Annotated in this window: 15 protein-coding genes; 4 read left to right on the top strand and 11 right to left on the bottom strand. The window is 71.6% G+C overall.

Annotation, left to right across the window (positions count from 1 at the left end; all coding sequences use genetic code 11):
- Window positions 1–224: 224 nt before the first annotated feature.
- The 9 genes from BS75_RS34235 to BS75_RS34195 form a co-directional block, all read right to left on the bottom strand.
- The gene (locus BS75_RS34235) at window positions 225–1,088 is read right to left on the bottom strand and encodes an amidohydrolase family protein (RefSeq protein WP_034090990.1); all 864 of its coding nucleotides are present in this window, start codon (window positions 1,086–1,088) and stop codon (window positions 225–227) included.
- Complete coding sequence (locus BS75_RS34230) at window positions 1,085–2,083, bottom strand: aldo/keto reductase (RefSeq protein ID WP_034090989.1); 999 nt, start codon at window positions 2,081–2,083, stop codon at window positions 1,085–1,087. The genes BS75_RS34235 and BS75_RS34230 overlap by 4 nt, the downstream gene beginning before the upstream one ends.
- A 35-nt stretch (window positions 2,084–2,118) precedes the next feature.
- Window positions 2,119–2,907: an SDR family NAD(P)-dependent oxidoreductase gene (locus tag BS75_RS34225; RefSeq protein WP_034090988.1), complete on the bottom strand. Its 789-nt coding sequence runs from the start codon at window positions 2,905–2,907 to the stop codon at window positions 2,119–2,121.
- Window positions 2,908–2,927: 20 nt separating this feature from the next.
- Window positions 2,928–4,259, bottom strand: coding sequence for an enolase C-terminal domain-like protein (locus BS75_RS34220; protein ID WP_034090987.1), 1,332 nt, complete (start codon window positions 4,257–4,259; stop codon window positions 2,928–2,930).
- Window positions 4,260–4,456: 197 nt separating this feature from the next.
- Complete coding sequence (locus BS75_RS34215) at window positions 4,457–4,876, bottom strand: hypothetical protein (RefSeq protein ID WP_034090986.1); 420 nt, start codon at window positions 4,874–4,876, stop codon at window positions 4,457–4,459.
- A 9-nt stretch (window positions 4,877–4,885) separates the two neighbouring features.
- Window positions 4,886–5,344 (bottom strand): cupredoxin domain-containing protein, encoded by a 459-nt coding sequence (locus BS75_RS45680; RefSeq protein ID WP_081982913.1) that lies wholly within the window; start codon window positions 5,342–5,344, stop codon window positions 4,886–4,888.
- Window positions 5,345–5,445: 101 nt separating this feature from the next.
- Window positions 5,446–6,261, bottom strand: a complete 816-nt coding sequence (locus BS75_RS34205; RefSeq protein ID WP_034090985.1) for a ferritin-like domain-containing protein — start codon at window positions 6,259–6,261, stop codon at window positions 5,446–5,448.
- A complete protein-coding gene (locus tag BS75_RS34200) occupies window positions 6,258–7,037 on the bottom strand; it encodes a ferritin-like domain-containing protein (RefSeq protein WP_034090984.1) in 780 nt (259 codons plus the stop codon). Before BS75_RS34200 ends, BS75_RS34205 begins: the two co-directional genes overlap by 4 nt.
- Before the next feature lie 161 nt (window positions 7,038–7,198).
- Window positions 7,199–8,323, bottom strand: coding sequence for a cation diffusion facilitator family transporter (locus BS75_RS34195; protein WP_042440715.1), 1,125 nt, complete (start codon window positions 8,321–8,323; stop codon window positions 7,199–7,201).
- A gap of 59 nt (window positions 8,324–8,382) precedes the next feature.
- On the opposite strand from BS75_RS34195, the gene BS75_RS34190 reads away from it, so the two are divergent.
- The 3 genes from BS75_RS34190 (at window position 8,383) to BS75_RS34180 (ending at window position 10,798) form a co-directional block, all read left to right on the top strand.
- Entirely contained in the window at window positions 8,383–8,739 is a 357-nt protein-coding gene (locus tag BS75_RS34190; RefSeq protein ID WP_034090983.1) for an ArsR/SmtB family transcription factor, read from the top strand.
- A 100-nt stretch (window positions 8,740–8,839) separates the two neighbouring features.
- Entirely contained in the window at window positions 8,840–9,883 is a 1,044-nt protein-coding gene (locus BS75_RS34185; protein WP_034090982.1) for an NAD(P)-dependent alcohol dehydrogenase, read from the top strand.
- Window positions 9,884–10,027: 144 nt separating this feature from the next.
- Window positions 10,028–10,798, top strand: coding sequence for an MIP/aquaporin family protein (locus BS75_RS34180; RefSeq protein WP_042440714.1), 771 nt, complete (start codon window positions 10,028–10,030; stop codon window positions 10,796–10,798).
- A 74-nt stretch (window positions 10,799–10,872) separates the two neighbouring features.
- Here the strand turns inward: BS75_RS34180 and BS75_RS34175 are convergent, their stop codons facing one another.
- A complete protein-coding gene (locus tag BS75_RS34175) occupies window positions 10,873–11,076 on the bottom strand; it encodes a hypothetical protein (protein WP_034090981.1) in 204 nt (67 codons plus the stop codon).
- 257 nt (window positions 11,077–11,333) lie between these two features.
- On the opposite strand from BS75_RS34175, the gene BS75_RS45160 reads away from it, so the two are divergent.
- Window positions 11,334–11,810 (top strand): hypothetical protein, encoded by a 477-nt coding sequence (locus tag BS75_RS45160; RefSeq protein ID WP_152646319.1) that lies wholly within the window; start codon window positions 11,334–11,336, stop codon window positions 11,808–11,810.
- 69 nt (window positions 11,811–11,879) lie between these two features.
- Here the strand turns inward: BS75_RS45160 and BS75_RS51705 are convergent, their stop codons facing one another.
- Entirely contained in the window at window positions 11,880–15,326 is a 3,447-nt protein-coding gene (locus tag BS75_RS51705) for a glycoside hydrolase family 15 protein (RefSeq protein ID WP_152646318.1), read from the bottom strand.
- Between the last annotated feature and the right edge of the window lie 517 nt (window positions 15,327–15,843).

Raw genomic sequence — 15,843 nt, 5'->3', positions numbered from 1 at the left:
CGCAGCCGGTCAGGGCGGTGCCGAGAGCGGCGCAGACCGCCAAGCTGACGCTGACGGTGACGAGTCGTCGGTCGAAGCGCATGGACTGCTCCTCCGTGAGGTGCTGCCGGAAGCGGGTGCCGTCGCCCGGCCCCGCACTGCGTCGATCCGACGCACCGACTCCCCCGCCGGTTCCATCGGCTCGGGTCACCCCGACCCGTCAGCCCGACTTGCCACCCGACTCGTCAGCCCAGCCGGTACACCTGGGTGGCGGTGCCGCCGAGAACCGCCGCCTGTTCGTCCGCGCTCAACCCGTCCGTCAGCGTCCGTGCGGTGTCGAGCACGTGGCCGTAGGAGGCGGCGAGGGTGCACACCGGCCAGTCCGAGCCGAACATCAACCGCTCCGGACCGAAGGCCTCCAGCACGGTGTCGGCGTAGGGCCGGAGCTGCTCCGGCTGCCAACCGCGCTGCCAGTCCGCCTCGGTGACCAGCCCCGACAGCTTGGCGACGGTGTTCGGCAGCGCCGCCAGCGCGCGGACCCGGGCCGCCCAGGGCTCCAGCTCGCCCGAGGCGATCGGTGGCTTGCCCAGGTGGTCCAGGACGAAGGTCAGCCCGGGCTCGGCCGCTGCGGCCTCGACCGCTGCCGGGAGCTGGTGCGGTCGCAGCACCAGGTCGTAGACCAGCCCCGCCTCCCGTACCGCCCGCAGCCCGCGCGCCACGTCGGCCCGGCACAGCCAGCGCGGGTCCGGCTCGTCCTGCACCTGGTGCCGGATACCGCGCAGCGCGGCGCCGCCCGGACCCTCGCCCAGCGCGGCCAGCACCTCGGCCACCGCCGGATCGGTCAGCTCGGTCCAGCCGACGACGGCGGCGATCACGCCGCTGCCCTCGGCCAGGGCCAGGAACTCCGGGGTCTCCTCGGCCAGGGTCACGGTCTGCACCAGCACCGAGGCGCGGACCCCGGCCGCCGCCGCCTCGCCCTCCAGCTCGGCGACGCCGAAGCTGCGGCGCAGCGGCGCCAGCTCGGGGCCGGTGATCCACGGCTGGTCACGGACGGTCAGGTCCCAGACGTGGTGGTGCGCGTCGACCAGCACAGACCCGGCGGCGCTCATCCGGCATGCGCCGGGGCCGCGACCGGGGCCGACTCCGGCAGCAGGCCCTCGGCCCGCAGCTCCGCCCAGAGCGCGTCCGGGAGCTGGTGCCCGATCATCTCGGCGGCGTCCTGGGCCTCCTCGGCGGAGCGCAGCCCGACCAGGACCGAGACGACCGCCGGGTGCCCCAGCGGGAAGCGCAGCGCCGCCGCCCGCAGCGGCACGCCGTGACGCTCGCAGACCGCCTTGATCCGCAGCGCCCGCTGCAGCAGCGCGTCCGGCGCGGCCGCGTAGTCGAAGGTCGCGCCCGGCCTCGGGTCGGCCAGCAGGCCGGAGTTGAAGGCGCCGCCGACGACGACCGAGACCCCGCGCCGCGCGGCCTCGGGCAGCAGCTCGGTCAGGCCGCCCTGGTCCAGCAGGGTGTAGCGGCCGGCCAGCAGCACCACGTCGATGTCGGTCTCCCGGATGAAGCGGGTGGGCAGCCCGGTCTGGTTCATCCCGATCCCGACGGCCCCCAGCACCCCCTCCGCGCGCAGTTGTTCGAGGGCCGGGTACGCCTCGGCGAGCGCCTGCGGGCCGTGGTCGTCGGGGTCGTGCAGATAGGCGATGTCGATCCGGTCCAGGCCCAGCCGCTCCAGGCTGGACTCGATGCTGCGCCGGACGCCGTCGGCGCTGAAGTCCCAGACCCGGCGCCAGGTCGCGGGCACCGCGAAGCCGTTGGCCAGGTCGTCGCCGACGGCGCCGGGCTGCGGCTCCAGCAGCCGGCCGACCTTGGTCGACAGGGTGTAGGAGTCCCGGGGCCGGTCGCGCAGCGCAGCGCCGAGCCGCTGCTCGGACAGGCCGAGGCCGTAGTGCGGCGCGGTGTCGAAGTAGCGGACCCCGGCCGACCAGGCGGCGTCCACGGCGGCACGGGCGTCCGCCTCGGTGACGGGGGTGAACAGGTTGCCGATGCAGGCGGCGCCGAAGGCGAGTTCGGTCACCTCGGTCCTGCTGCTCCCCAGCGGGGCGTGTCGCACGGAGGTCGGACCTTTCTCGGAGAGTCGGACGGTGGTCAGCTGCCGGCCGGACGCAGCCGGAGTCCGGCCATGCCGCCGTCGACGGCGAGCGCGGTGCCGGTGACCGAACCGGCGGCGGGGCTCGCCAGGTAGGCGACGGCGGCGGCGACCTCCTCGGCGGTGACCAGGCGTCCCATCGGCTGACGGGCGTTCAGCGCGGCCCGCTCGGCCTCGGGGTCGTCGGCGGCGTCCAGCAGTCGGCCGACCCAGGGGGTGTCGGCGGTGCCGGGGTTGACGCAGTTGACCCGGATGCCCTCGCGGACGTGGTCGGCGGCCATGGCCAGGGTGAGCGACAGTACCGCGCCCTTGCTGGCGGAGTACAGGGCCCGCTGCGGCAGCCCGGCCGTGGCGGCGATCGAGCAGGTGTTGACGATCGCGGCGTGCGCGGACGCCCGCAGGTGCGGCAGCGCCGCCCGGGTGGTGCGGACCATGCCGAGCACATTGACGTCCAGCACCCGGTGCCACTGCTCGTCCGGGTTGTCCTCGACCGTTCCGGCCGCGCCGATCCCGGCGTTGTTGACCAGGATGTCCAGCCCGCCGAGGTGCGCGGTGGCCTCGGCCAAGGCCGCGCGGACCGAGGCGTCGTCGGAGACGTCGGCCAGGAAGCCGTGCAGCGGCTTACCGGCCCCGCCGGCTCCGTCGGGTTCGAGCCCAGCGGGGTCCAGCGCGGTGAGGTCGAGCACCGCGACCTCGGCGCCGCGTTCGGACAGCAGCCGGGCCGTGGCCAGGCCGATTCCGGAGGCGCCGCCGGTGACTATGGCGCGCAGTCCGTCGAGCTCGTTCATGCGCTCTCCTCTTCAGGGATTCAGGTGTGGTCGGCTGCGAGGTCGGCGGCCCAGAACTCGCCGTCGGGGTAGGTGTAACGCGCGACGGACTCCGGCCGCATCCGGGCCGAGAACCCCGGCGCCGACGGCGCCCGGTAATGACCCCGCTCCACCACCACCGGATCCGTGAAGTGCTCGTGCAGATGGTCCACGTACTCCACCACCCGGTCCTCCGTCGTCCCCGACACCGCCAGAAAATCAAACATCGCCAGATGCTGCACCAACTCGCACAACCCCACACCCCCCGCATGCGGACACACCGGCACCCCGAACCGCGCCGCCAACAACAACACCGCCAGATTCTCGTTCACCCCACCCACCCGCGCCGCATCCAACTGCAGCACATCCACCGCCCCCGCCTGCAACAACTGCTTGAACACGATCCGATTCTGCACATGCTCACCCGTCGCCACCCGCACCGGCGCCACCCCCGCCCGAATCGCCGCATGCCCCAACACATCGTCCGGACTCGTCGGCTCCTCCACCCAGTACGGATCGAACCGCGCCAACGCCCCCACCCACCCCACCGCCTCCGCCACACCCCACCGCTGATTCGCATCCACCGCCACCCGCACACCCGGACCCACCGCCGCCCGCGCCACCCCCAACCGCCGCACATCGTCCGCCAGATCAGCCCCCACCTTCAACTTGATCTGCGTGAACCCCGCCGCCACCGCCTCCCGCGCCAACCGCGCCAACTTCTCATCGCTGTACCCCAACCACCCCGGCGACGTCGTATACCCCGGATACCCCCGCTCCAACAACACCCCCTCACGCACCCCCCGACCCGCCCGCACCCCCCGCAACAACCCCAACGCCTGCTCCGGACTCAACGCATCACCGATATAACGGAAATCCACCTGCGACACCAACCACTCCGGCTCCGCATCCGCCAGAAACCGCCACAACGGCTTCCCCGCCCGACGCGACGCCAGATCCCACACCGCATTCACCACCGCACCGATCGCCATATGCATCACCCCCTTCTCCGGCCCCAGCCACCGCAACTGACTGTCCCCCACCAAGTCACGGCTCAACGACCCCGGATCCGCACACAACTCCCCCACCGAACGCCCCACCACGAACGATCGCAACGCCTCCACCGCCGCCACCTGCACATCGTTCCCACGCCCGATCGTGAACGCGAACCCGTACCCCTCCAACCCGTCCCCCGCGTCCGTCCGCAGCACCACATACGCCGCCGAATAATCCGGATCAGGATTCATCGCATCCGAACCGTCCAACTCACGCGACGTCGGAAAACGAACATCGAACGTGTCGAAACCGGTGATGCGCGCTTCCGTCACGGGCACGCTGGGTCCTCTCGTGGCGGGGCTGCTCGCCCGGACACCGTCGGGCGTCGGCTGCCGGGGCCACGGAAAGACATGGCGGCAGCTACCCGGGCATACACATCGGATGTATACCCGCGCCCTGGAGGACTCTACGGATCATCCGGCCATCCATCAAGACTTTCATCCGATGTATGGCCGGGCCGACTGGACGGATGGGGTCAGCTGTCAACCCGGCGACGCCGGGCCGGGAACAGCAGCAGCGGGGTGAGCGCCACGACGGCCAGGATCTGGCCCAGCAGCGCCCAGACCTTGTCGGTGAACCACACCGGCTCGTACATATTGGGGAACGGGCCGAAAGCTCCGACGTTCCAGTAGCGGTAGACCAGGAGCGCGGCCAGGCCGGCGGCGGCGGTCAGCCAGCAGAAGAGATCGCCGATGCGCCGGTGCCAGAACAGCACCAGCAGCACCGCCAGGGCGGCCGCGCCGGCCTCGATCCGGAACAGGGTGCCCTGGCTGACGCTGGCGGCCACGGCGTCGTACTGGCCTGCCAGCTTGGCATGGACGGCGGCGTCGACGGCCAGGCCGACGGCGGCCGCGCAACGGAGCATCAGACGGGCGGCACTGGCGACGGTGGCCATCGGGACTCCTCAGCGCACGATCAGCGTTCCGTGCATGAACTGGTGGATGCTGCAGATGTAGGGGTAGCTGCCCGGCTTGGTGGGCGCGGTGAAGGTGGCGGTCGCCCCGGGCGCGATGTCACCGGTGTTGAAGGCATTGCCGGTGGTCGCGGTGAGGGTGTGGGTGGTCGAGTCGTGGTTGGCCACGGTCACCACCTGTCCCGGGTTCACGGTCAGGCTGACCGGGCTGTAGGCGAAGTTGTCGATCACGATCTCGTCCTGCGCGGACGCGGTCGCGGAGCCCTGGGCGGCGGGCGAGGTGGCCATGGCCATGCTGCTGCTCGCGCCGGCACCTGGCACGGCGGAGCCGGGCGTGGCGGCGGGCGAGGACGAGGACGAACTGCCGGAGGAACTGCCGCTGGAGCAGGCCGCGACGGTGACCAGCAGCAGGCCGGCCAGGGCGACGAACGGGCGTTGGAACCGGGACACGGAATCGTCCTCACCTTGTTGTTGGGGGCTGCGCACCGCACGGTCCGTGGGGGTGGACCGTGCGGTGCGACCGCACTGGCGGCACTGGACCGCCAGTGGGCTCAGACCGTCAGCAGGGTCGGGCTGGCGGCCTTGTCGACCGGCAGGAAATCGTCCGGGACCGGGTACTGGCCGAGGACGAAGTTGAGGATGGCCGCGTGCATGGCCTCCACCGGTGCGATGCTGGCGGCGGTGGCGATGCCGCCGGCGCTGGAGACGTTGTAGGCGGCGAAGAGGTAGGTCTGCGCTGCCTGATTCTCCAGCTCCAGGGCGAGCTTGGCCACATCGCCTACGTTGCTGGCCGCGCCCAGGGCCTTCAGCGTGGCCGGCTGGTTGGACAGCGGCACGCCGGTGATGGCCGGCTTGCCGGCACCGGTGAGCACAGCGTTCCACGCCTTGGCGTGGTCCGCATGCTGGGCCATCGCCGTGGTGGCGAAGGTCCCCACGGCCGGGGGCACCGTGCCGAGCTTGCCGGCCTTGGCGGCGGTCAGGGTGGCCGTGTAGGCGCCCACGGCCTGGTTCTCCAGCGCGGTGGCCAGCGCGACGACCTGCAGGTCGCCGGTGTACACCGAGCCGGAGGAGCCGGACGGGCTCGTCGAGGAGCTCGCGCCGACGCCGACCGCGTTCTTGGTCCCGCTGCTGGAGCAGGCCGCGAGGGTCAGCGCCGCCGCGACGCCGCCCGCGCCGAGCAGGAACCGGCGCCGCGAGGCGAGACCCGGCTGCGCGGAGCGGGTGTCGCGCAGCTCCTCGCCCAGATCGGTGGCGGCGGCGTGCATCAGCGGGAGGTACTCGCGGTGCGCCTCGTCCAGGTCACGGGTCAGCCGTGACAGTTCACCCTCGGAGATCGGCAGCTCCCAGCCGCCGGTACCAGCACTCACTGCACAGCCCCTTCACTGATCGGGGAAGCGTTCTTGGTCGGGTAGAAGGCGTCGGGGAACCCGACGCTGCCCGCCGCGGCCGGCAGCTTCGCCGGGTCGGTCGGGATGGCGATCAGATCGGCCATGTTGCCCGCGAGCAGCGCCTGCACGGCGAGCAGGATGGAGCGGTGCTGCGCCTCCACCGGCGCCACCGAGCCGAAGAGCTTCCGCAGCTGGACGTCGGTCACCTTGGAGACGTACGCGGTGTACGTCTGCGCCGCGGTGTCCTCCAGGGTGAGCGCCAGGTTGACCACGTCGGCCGGCGTCTTGATCGAGGGCAGCATCTGCTTCACGATCGCCGCGTACTTGGGGTCGGGGTCCATCTGCGCCTTGCCGCCGGCCTGGGTGGCCGCGGCGTTGAACGCCTGGGCGTGCGCCTGGTGCTGGCTGGTGGTCTTGGCGATGAACGCGGAGACCGTCTTGTTGCCGTCCTTGATGAACGGCAGCCCGGCGGCGGTCGTGTAGACGCTCACCGCCAGGTTCTCCAGCGACGCCGCGGTCTGCAGCGCCTGGATGTCGTCGCTGGACGCTGCCGTGGCGCGGGTCGCGCCCCAGAGCGCCGCACCGCCGGCGAGCGCGGCCACCGTGCCGCCGCGCTGCCACCAGCGCCGGGCCGGTTCCTGCTGACCGAAGTCGGTCAGCGCGTCGCGGGTGATCCGCAGCGCATCGCTGTTCAGATCCTGCGACTGCTCGGTCAGCTCCGCGAGCAACCGGGTATCGAGGTGCTCCTCGCCCATCACGCCCCATCTCTGTCGATGAACGCCCTTGGCTATCGGGCCTTCTGGTTCCTACTTCGCAACTGCTGCGGAGATGGATTGGTCACTTCTTCCATCCGAACCGGTGCCGTGACCGAGTGGGGTTGACGTACGCGCGCCGTACGTACGCCCGACCGGGGCCGCTACCGGCCCACCGGCTGCAGCACCGGCGGGAGGACCGGGTGCGGCGCGTGCCCCTGCAGCGGGTCCGCGTGGACGTGCGCGGCGACCAGCCGGGGCACCGCCTCCAGCAGGGCCTGCTCCGCCGCCACGGCCACGCCGTGGGCCGCGTGGAGGTTCAGCTCGCCGTCCACCGTGATGGCGACCTCCGCCCGCAGCCGGTGGCCGATCCAGCGCATCCGCACCTGGCCGACGCCGGCCACCCCGTCCACCGCGACCAGCGCCGACTCGGCCGCGTCGACCAGGGCCGGGTCCACCGCGTCCATCAGTCGGCGGAAGACCTCGCGGACCGTGCCCGCCAGCACGCCGAGGATGGCGAGGGTGATCAGCAGGCCCACCAGCGGGTCGGCCCAGCGCCAGCCGATGGCCGCGCCGCCCGCGCCCACCAGCACCGCCAGCGAGGTGAAGCCGTCGGTCCTGGCGTGGACGCCGTCAGCGACCAGCGCGGCGGAACCGATCCGCCGCCCGGTGCGGATCCGGTAGCGGGCCACCAGCTCGTTGCCGGCGAAGCCGACCAGCGCGGCGGCGGCCACCGCCGGCAGGTAGCCGACCGCCCGGGGGTGCAGCAGCCGATCGACCGCGACCCAGGCGGAGACCGCCGCCGAGGCCGCCACGGTCAGCACGATGGCCACCCCGGCCAGGTCCTCGGCCCGGCCGAAGCCGTAGGTGAAGCGGCGGGTCGCGGCCCGGCGGCCGAGCAGGAAGGCGATGCCCAGCGGCAGCGCGGTCAGCGCGTCAGCGACGTTGTGCACGGCGTCGCCCAGCAGTGACACCGACCCGGACAGCAGCACCACCACCGCCTGCAGCGCGGCGGTGACGGCCAGTCCGGCGAGCGAGATCCACAGGGTGCGCAGCCCCTCGGCCGAGGACTCCAGCGCCGGGTCGACCATGTCGGCGGTCTCGTGCCGGTGCGGCTTCAGCAGGTGCCCCAGCCGGTGCCGCCGCTCCGCCCAGGAGCCGCCGTGGCCGTGCGGATGCGGGTGGTCGTGGTGCTCGTGCCCGTGGTGGGTGTCGCGCCCGTGGTGGGCGTCGTGGTCGTGGTGCGGGTGGTCGTGGTGCGCGGGGTCGTGGTGCGGGTGCTGGTTCACGGCGGCTCGCCTTCCGGTCGGACCTCGGGTCGGTCGGACCACTCTGCCATTATGTGCGTATGTCTGCACGCATGCACCCATCACCTGCGTATGATGCGCAGGTGCCTGATGAGAGCGAGCGGTTGGCCGCGGCTGCCGAGATCCTGGGACTGCTGGCGGACCGCACCCGGCTGGCCCTGCTGCTGCGGCTCGCCGAGGGCGAGGCCGATGTGACCACGCTGACCGAGACCTCCGGCGTGGCCCGCCCCTCGGTCAGCCAGCACCTGGCCCGGCTGCGGCTCGCCGGTCTGGTAAGTACCCGCAAGGAGGGCCGCCGGGTGGTCTACTCGTTGCGCCACGGCCACCTGGCCCGACTGGTCGACGAGGCGCTGAGCGCCGCCGACCACCAGCTCGGCCGGCTGCCGCCGCACGGCTGAGCGGCGGCCGGAATGATCCGACCGCCCCAGGACTTGGATTCTCTGGACGGACGGTACTGCCCCGTCGTCCCTCACCGACCCGCATGGAGCTGAAGCAACGATGACCACCACGGTCCCCGCCTACGCCGCCCCCTCCGCGAAGGCCCCGCTGGAACGCACCACGATCCCCCGCCGCGACGTCCGCGAGCACGACGTCCGGATCAGCATCGAGTTCGCCGGCATCTGCCACTCCGACATCCACCAGGCCCGCGACGAGTGGGGCGGCTCCATCTTCCCGATGGTTCCGGGCCACGAGATCGCCGGCACCGTCGCCGAGGTCGGCCCCGGGGTCACCCGCTACGCCGTCGGCGACCGCGTCGGCGTCGGCTGCTTCGTCGACTCCTGCCGCACCTGCGCCAACTGTCTGGCCGGCGACGAGCAGTACTGCCGGGTCGGGCAGACCCCCACCTACAACGGGCTGGACGCCGACGGCGAGCCCACCTACGGCGGCTACAGCACCGAGGTCGTCGTCGACGAGAACTACGTCCTGGGCATCCCCGAGGGCCTGGCCCTGGACGTCGCCGCGCCGCTGCTGTGCGCGGGCGTCACCCTCTACTCGCCGCTGAAGCGCTGGCAGGCCGGGCCCGGCCGCAAGGTCGCGATCGTCGGCATGGGCGGCCTCGGCCACATGGGCGTCAAGATCGCCGCAGCGCTGGGCGCCGACGTCACCGTGCTCAGCCAGAGCCTGCGGAAGCAGGAGGACGCCGAGCGGTTCGGCGCGGACCACTACTACGCCACCAGCGACCCGGAGACCTTCACGGCGCTGGAGGGGCACTTCGACCTGATCGTCAACACCGTCTCGGCCAACCTGGAGCTGGACCGCTACCTGTCGCTGCTCGCCGTCGACGGCACCCTGGTCAACGTCGGCGCGCCCGAGCACCCGGTCTCGCTCAGCGTCTTCTCGCTGATCGGCGCCCGGCGCAGCCTGGCCGGTTCGATGATCGGCGGCATCCGGGAGACCCAGGAGATGCTGGACTTCTGCGCCGAGCACGGCCTGGGCGCGGAGATCGAGGTCATTCCGGCCGACCAGGTCAACGAGGCCTACGAGCGGGTGGTGGCGAGCGACGTCCGCTACCGCTTCGTCATCGACGTGTCGACCATCTGATCCGCCCGGCGCGCCGCCGCTGCGCCCGCTCTCCGGCCGGTCGTCCGGTACGCCCTGATCATCCGGAGATGCGGGCGCCGACGGATTACCTCACGCTTTTCTTATGCCCCCGTCCACCCCTGGGCGGGGCAGGAGGAGGGCACGATGGACAGGCGTGCGATAGTCAGTGAGTTTATCGGGACCTTGCTGCTGGTCCTGCTCGCCGTCGGAGCAGCGGTCCTGGCCGGGCCGCACATCGGCGACGCGGGCATCGCCTTGGCGTTCGGCTTCACTCTGTTGGCCCTGGTCTACTGCTTCGGACCCATCTCCGGCTGCCATGTGAACCCGGCGGTGACGCTGGGCTTCCTGCTGGCCCGCCGGATGGACGTGAAGACGGCGGTGTCGTACTGGGTGGCCCAGTTCCTCGGCGCGATCGCCGGAGCGGCGCTGGTGTTCTGGATGGCCAAGACCGTCCCCGGAATTCAGACCCACGGCAAGCTCGGCACCAACGGCTGGGGCACCCGCTCCCAGGTGGGCATCTCCCTGGGCGGCGCCTTCCTGGTGGAGGTGCTGCTGACCTTCGTGCTGGTCTTCGTCGTGCTGGCGGTCACCCACCGGATCGCGGCCAAGGGCTTCGCCGGGCTGGCGATCGGCTTCACCCTGGGAGTGATCCACCTGGTGGGCATCCCGCTGACGGGCACCTCGGTCAACCCGGCGCGCAGCCTGGGGCCGGCGATCTTCGCCGGCGGCAGCGCGATCTCGCAGGTGTGGCTGTTCATCGTGGCCCCGCTGGTCGGCGGCGCGATCGCGGCCGGGGTGCACCTGCTGACCCACCCGCAGCCGGCCGACGAGCCCGCCGAACTCACCGGCGAGGTGCACCGTCCGCACGCCCGGGACCGGGAGGGCGTGCGCGCGGAGCGCGCCGAGGAGGCCTGAGCGAGCAGGCGAGCACGGGCCGACGGCCCGGGAGCGAACAGCGCCCCGGGCCGTCGGCCCGTCAGCTGCGAACGTCAGCCGGTGGTCGCGAAGCCGCCGCCCAGGGAAGCACTGGTGCTGTCCCAGGAGAGACCGGCCTGGCCCGCGTGGATCTCGCCGACGCTGTGGTGGTACTTCGCGCCGAAGCCGCCGACGCTGTCCGCGCTGGCGCCGGTCGCGGTACCGACGACCGCGACGGTCGCAATGGCAAAGCCGATCAGGACGGTGCGAATACGCATAAGTGTTCCCTTCATCGGTGGACCGATGACTATGGCCCAATATGTCCAGGAAAACGTACTGCCTGAGCACGGGTCGGCCGGGCGTACACGCGCGCGTTCACCCTGATGAGGGCAGCAGGCCGCACGCCAGGCTGACGCCAAGAACCCGTATGGATCCGCTGCGGTGGCGTATGGAGAGCGTCAAGAGCCGCCCCCGGGCCGTCCGCCCCGACTTCTCATAGAAGGTGTCCCGACCCCCGTCCGACCAGGAGGCTTCCGTGCATGCCGCACTCCACAGCCCCCGACTGCACCACCCCCGGACGACACTCCCGCCCTCCATGCTGCTGGTGACCGCGTTCGCCGTGGCCGCGCCGCTGTCGATCCTGCTCGCCGCGACCGGCGCCGCGCACCGCTCCGGCCCGGCGCTGCTGATGCTCGCCGCAACGGCCCTCGCCGTCGGCTGGACCGCGCGACCGTGGGCCAGCCCCGTCGTCGGACTGCTCTGCTGGCTGTTCTACGACGGCTTCGACGCCGACCGGTGGGGTGTCCTCGGCTGGGACGGGCGCGGCGACGCCCTGCGGCTCGGCCTGCTGCTGGCAGCGGCGCTGCTGGGCAGCCTGCTCGGCACGCTCGCCCCGCATCTGCGCGAGGCCTGGGCGGCCCTGCGGACCGTGCGCCGCCGCTTCCGCCGCGCCTCCCTGGAGCCGTTCACCCCACCGGCGCCCTCCCGGCTCGACCACTCCTACTGGAACTGAGGACGGCAGCGCACGGGGGCCGCAGCGCTGTGCTGCGACCCCCGTCCTCCGGTCGGAACTGCTGGACCGTCAGCAGCCGTTCAGGCCGGCCCAGTCGACGACGGTGTCAGCTGCCGGGTAGGAGCTGTCCGCCCCGTTGAAGTAGAAGCTCCGGTTGCTGACGGTGCTGCAGGAGCTGCCCTCCTCGACGTTGGTCCAGGTCCCGTTCAGGTCGAACTTGTAGGACAGGGTGGAGCCGGGGACGGCCGGCACGACGGCCTGCCAGGTGTCGGCGCCGGTCCGGGTCATCGGGTAGAGCCCGGAGGCCCAGTCGTTGGCCGAGGACATCCCGGTGCCGAGGGTGGAGAAGTTGCCGGAGAGGTAGACGGTGTCGGTGCCCGGGGTGTTCGAGGGCACCGTCAGATCGATGACCGCCTCCGCGTTGCCGCAGGTGTTCGGGCCGCCCCAGTTCAGCACCGTGTCGTTCACCGTCCCGCCGTTGACCGTCAGCGCCCGGTTGCCGATATCGGCACAGGAAGCCGATTTCTCGACATAGCTCCAGTTCGCGCCGAGCACGTACTTGTAGGACAGCGCCGCCGCCGAGGTGGCACTGACCGTCGCCGTGTAGTGGGTGTCGTCGACCTTGGTCATCGCCACCCCCGACGCCGCCCAGTCCGCACCCCCGTTGCCCAGGACCGAGAAGTTCCCGTCCAGGTACACCCCGTCCCCGGTCGCCGCCGTGTTCACCGGCACGGTCACCTCCACCGTCTCGGTGTAGCCGGCGGCGGTGGTGCCGGTGACGGCGGTGGACGCGGCCGAGAGGTCGCCGTCGGTGTCGTAGGCCTCGACCGAGTAGTGGTAGGCCGTGGCCGGGCTGAGGCCGGTGTCGGTGTAGGAGGTGCCGGTGGTGGAGCCGACCTGGGCGCCGTTGCGCAGCACGTAGTAGCCGGCCACCGGGTAGCTGCCGCTGGTGGTGGACGCGGTCCAGCTCAGCGGGACGGTGGTGGTGGTCGTCGGGCCGACCGTCAGCCCGGTGGGCGCGTTCGGCGCGACCCCCGGTGCGGCGGTGGTGGCGGTGACGGCGGTGGAGGCGGCCGAGGTGCCGGCCGTGTTGTAGGCCTCGACGGTGTAGCTGTAGGCGGTCGAGGCGGTCAGCCCGGTGTCGGTGTAGCTGGTGCCGGTGGCGGTGCCGACCTGGGTGCCGTTGCGGAGGACCTTGTACCCGGTGGGCGTGTTGGTCGAGGCGCTCCAGGACAGCGAGGCGGTGCTGGAGGTGGTGCCGGTGACCTTCAGCCCGGTCGGGGTGGACGGCTTGGCCGCGGCGCAGGTGCCGAAGGTGGTGCAGACGACGGTCGGGGTGTCCAGGTCGCTGCCGTTGGAGATGTCGTTGGCGAGCCGGACGTACTGCCCCATCGCCCACATCAGCGGGGTGCCGGAGTTGTCGGCGGCGCCGAGGGTCCAGCCGTTGGCGGAGGAGGCGGTGCTGCTGCCCCAGACCTGCTCGGAGATCTGACCGCCGGCGTCGGCCGCGCCCTGCATGGTGGCCAGCATCGCCTGGGCGTCGGTGCTGTCGCCGAGCGCCACGTCGTACTCGCCGCGCTCACCGGTGAGCACCGGCCAGGGGTTGCCGACGCCCGAGCCGGTGTAGTCGGCGCCGGTCGAGGTCTCGCCGTAGCCGTCGAAGTTGTAGCGGTGCCAGATCGGGCCCTCGGGGGTGCTCACCTTGATGGTGTCGTCCACGGCCGTCAGCGAGTTGGTGATGTCGGTGGCGGTGGCGGACTTGATGCCGAGCCGGACCAGTTCCAGGAAGCCGGCGTCGGTGACGGTGCGGTCGTCGTGGTTCCCGCCGCCGTTGGCGAGGGAGATCGACGCGCCCGAGTTGGGGTTGCCGTCCTGGGTGATCCGCAGGAAGTAGTCGCCGTTCCCGTAGGAGCCGGTGGTGGTGTAGGTCCAGCCGTCGACGTCGGCGGCCCAGGTCTTGGCGGTGGCGAGGTAGGTGGCCGCGTCCGTGCTGTCGCCGTTGTCGGTGGCGATGGCCGAGGCGCAGACCAGGCCGGCGATCTCGGCGGCGATGGTGGAGGGCGAGTAGCCGCCGATCTCCTCCCAGCGCTCCTCCCCGGTCACCGGGCCGTTGCTGACCAGATAGTTGGCCTCGGTCTTGAGGGTGGCCCAGGTGGTCGCGTCGGTCACGCCGAGCTGGTAGGCGAGGACGATCGGGTCGGCGACCTCGTCCAACTGCTGCCCGCCCCACTCCTCGTTGCCGTTGAGCCAGGTGTTCTGCTTGACGTAGCCGCTGGAGGTGACCTCGTACTGGAGCAGGTAGGCCAGCGCCGCCTTGGCGTCGGCGGTGTCCCCGGCCGACATCAGCGAGGTCGCCATCTCGTACTCGTCACGGGTCCACACCAGGTGGTAGCCGTGGGCTCCGGCACTGGCCGCGCTGACGCTCGCGCCCCAGGGGTTGCTCGGCGAGGCCACGAACGCCCCGGTGTAGGTCTTGTCCTCGTCCGCCTTCACCTCCATCAGCGAGATGTCGTACTGGCGGAGCAGTGCGGCGGTGTCCACCGAGGCCGGCGCGGCGTCGAGGCTGCTCATCCAGGTGTGCCAGCCCGCCTCGTAGGAGCTCTCGGCGGAGGCGAAGCCGGTGGCCAGGGAGGCCGAGGCGTCGGTGACGGCGGCGGCCTCGGTGGTGTCGAAGGCCAGCGCCAGGGTGAAGGTGGTGGAGCCGGAGGCGGCGACCGGGATCTGCGCGGTCTGGTCGATGTGCCCGCTGCTCGCCACCCCGGCGTACTGGGTGGTGAGCCCGTAGCCGCTGGTCAGTTGGGAGACGCCGCTGCTGGTCGTGCCGACGTAGCCGGTGCTGGCCTGGGCGAAGCCGGTGGAGGAGGACATGGCGCTGGCGACCGAGCCGTTGACGGCGACCAGGTCGCCGGAAGTGGCGTCGGTGCTGCCGGTGTTGGCGTCGCCCTGGTTGGCCAGATAGGGCTGGTAGTCCGCGTAGAGGTCGAGCGGGGTGCTGCTGTTGTTGGTGAAGGTGGTCTTGACCAGGATCACCGAGCGGGCCGGGTCGGCCACGTAGGTCTTGGTGATGGTGTACTTGCCGCTGGTCGCGGTGTTGGTCTGGGTCCAGGTCAGCGAGGTGGGGTCGGCCAGCGATATGGCGTGGCCGGTGTTGGCGGTCTCGCTGTCGGTGAAGCTGGAGCCGTCGGTGACGTAGTACTGGAGCCCGAAGGTGTCCGGTTCGTCGGTCTCCGGGTAGTAGACGTTCTGCAGTTCGCCGTCGGCCAGGGTGTACCAGACCTTGGAGGCCGAGTTGAGCGCGGTCGCGAAGCCCTGGACCTGGCCGTCCTCGTTCCAGTACGGCGTGGAACCGGGGCCGCCGCTCGCGGTGGCGGCGAAGGCGGGTGCGGCCAGTGCGACCGTTCCGCCGACGGCGAGGGCGAAGCCCGCCGCCAGTGCTGTCAGTGCGCGACGGGTGCCTGACCACCCGCCGACCCTTGACCGCTTGATCCCGCTGTCTCTGTGTCGTTCGTCGTGCATGGAGAAACGCACCGGCCCTTCATCGCCTGCATGGGTGGGGTGTGGGCAGCGCAGGGGAGCACGCGCCGTCCTGACAGCGGCGGTGCCCCCCTTGCGACAACAGCGGCTCCGGAACCCTGTTGACGGTTTGTCAGCGTGCTCTCAACTTTCCACCAAGTCAATACTTCAACACTGTGAAGAGAAGATGTCTTGATCCGATTCACAGAGTGAAGCGAAGGGCCCGGGGAGCCGCATCCGGAGCCGCGCCGCCGGAGGGCCGGACGACATCGTTCCCGGGCGCAACAGCCTTGGGATTGATGGGAGTTGCCGCCCGGGAGCGCGCTCTCCCGCAGGCCGGGCAAGGATTCGCGAGGGCACGGCCGCCACGCCGACCAATCCGTTCACTTCTTGAAGTAAACGCTTCCCGCAGCCGTCGGCCGGTCCGGCAAGGTTGTCGGTATCTGCTCTGGCATCGGCAGTCCCCGTGCGGTTGGCTGGTGCAACGAATACGGGTACAGCAGCATGGAGCGGAGTCGGT

Source organism: Streptacidiphilus albus JL83, from assembly GCF_000744705.1.
Classification (GTDB): Bacteria; Actinomycetota; Actinomycetes; order Streptomycetales; family Streptomycetaceae; genus Streptacidiphilus; species Streptacidiphilus albus.
The sequence above is the reverse complement of the archived record's forward strand: the minus strand, read 5'-3'. Positions and strand labels throughout refer to the sequence as shown.

Bases quoted from the DNA above. Each gene is read 5' to 3' on its own strand.
- BS75_RS34235 (WP_034090990.1), bottom strand. From the start codon at position 1,088: ATGAGCGCCGCCGGGTCTGTGCTGGTCGACGCGCACCACCACGTCTGG.
- BS75_RS34225 (WP_034090988.1), bottom strand. From the start codon at position 2,907: ATGAACGAGCTCGACGGACTGCGCGCCATAGTCACCGGCGGCGCCTCC.
- BS75_RS34215 (WP_034090986.1), bottom strand. From the start codon at position 4,876: ATGGCCACCGTCGCCAGTGCCGCCCGTCTGATGCTCCGTTGCGCGGCC.
- BS75_RS34200 (WP_034090984.1), bottom strand. From the start codon at position 7,037: ATGGGCGAGGAGCACCTCGATACCCGGTTGCTCGCGGAGCTGACCGAG.
- BS75_RS34190 (WP_034090983.1), top strand. From the start codon at position 8,383: ATGTCTGCACGCATGCACCCATCACCTGCGTATGATGCGCAGGTGCCT.
- BS75_RS34185 (WP_034090982.1), top strand. From the start codon at position 8,840: ATGACCACCACGGTCCCCGCCTACGCCGCCCCCTCCGCGAAGGCCCCG.
- BS75_RS34180 (WP_042440714.1), top strand. From the start codon at position 10,028: ATGGACAGGCGTGCGATAGTCAGTGAGTTTATCGGGACCTTGCTGCTG.
- BS75_RS34175 (WP_034090981.1), bottom strand. From the start codon at position 11,076: ATGCGTATTCGCACCGTCCTGATCGGCTTTGCCATTGCGACCGTCGCG.
- BS75_RS51705 (WP_152646318.1), bottom strand. From the start codon at position 15,326: ATGCACGACGAACGACACAGAGACAGCGGGATCAAGCGGTCAAGGGTC.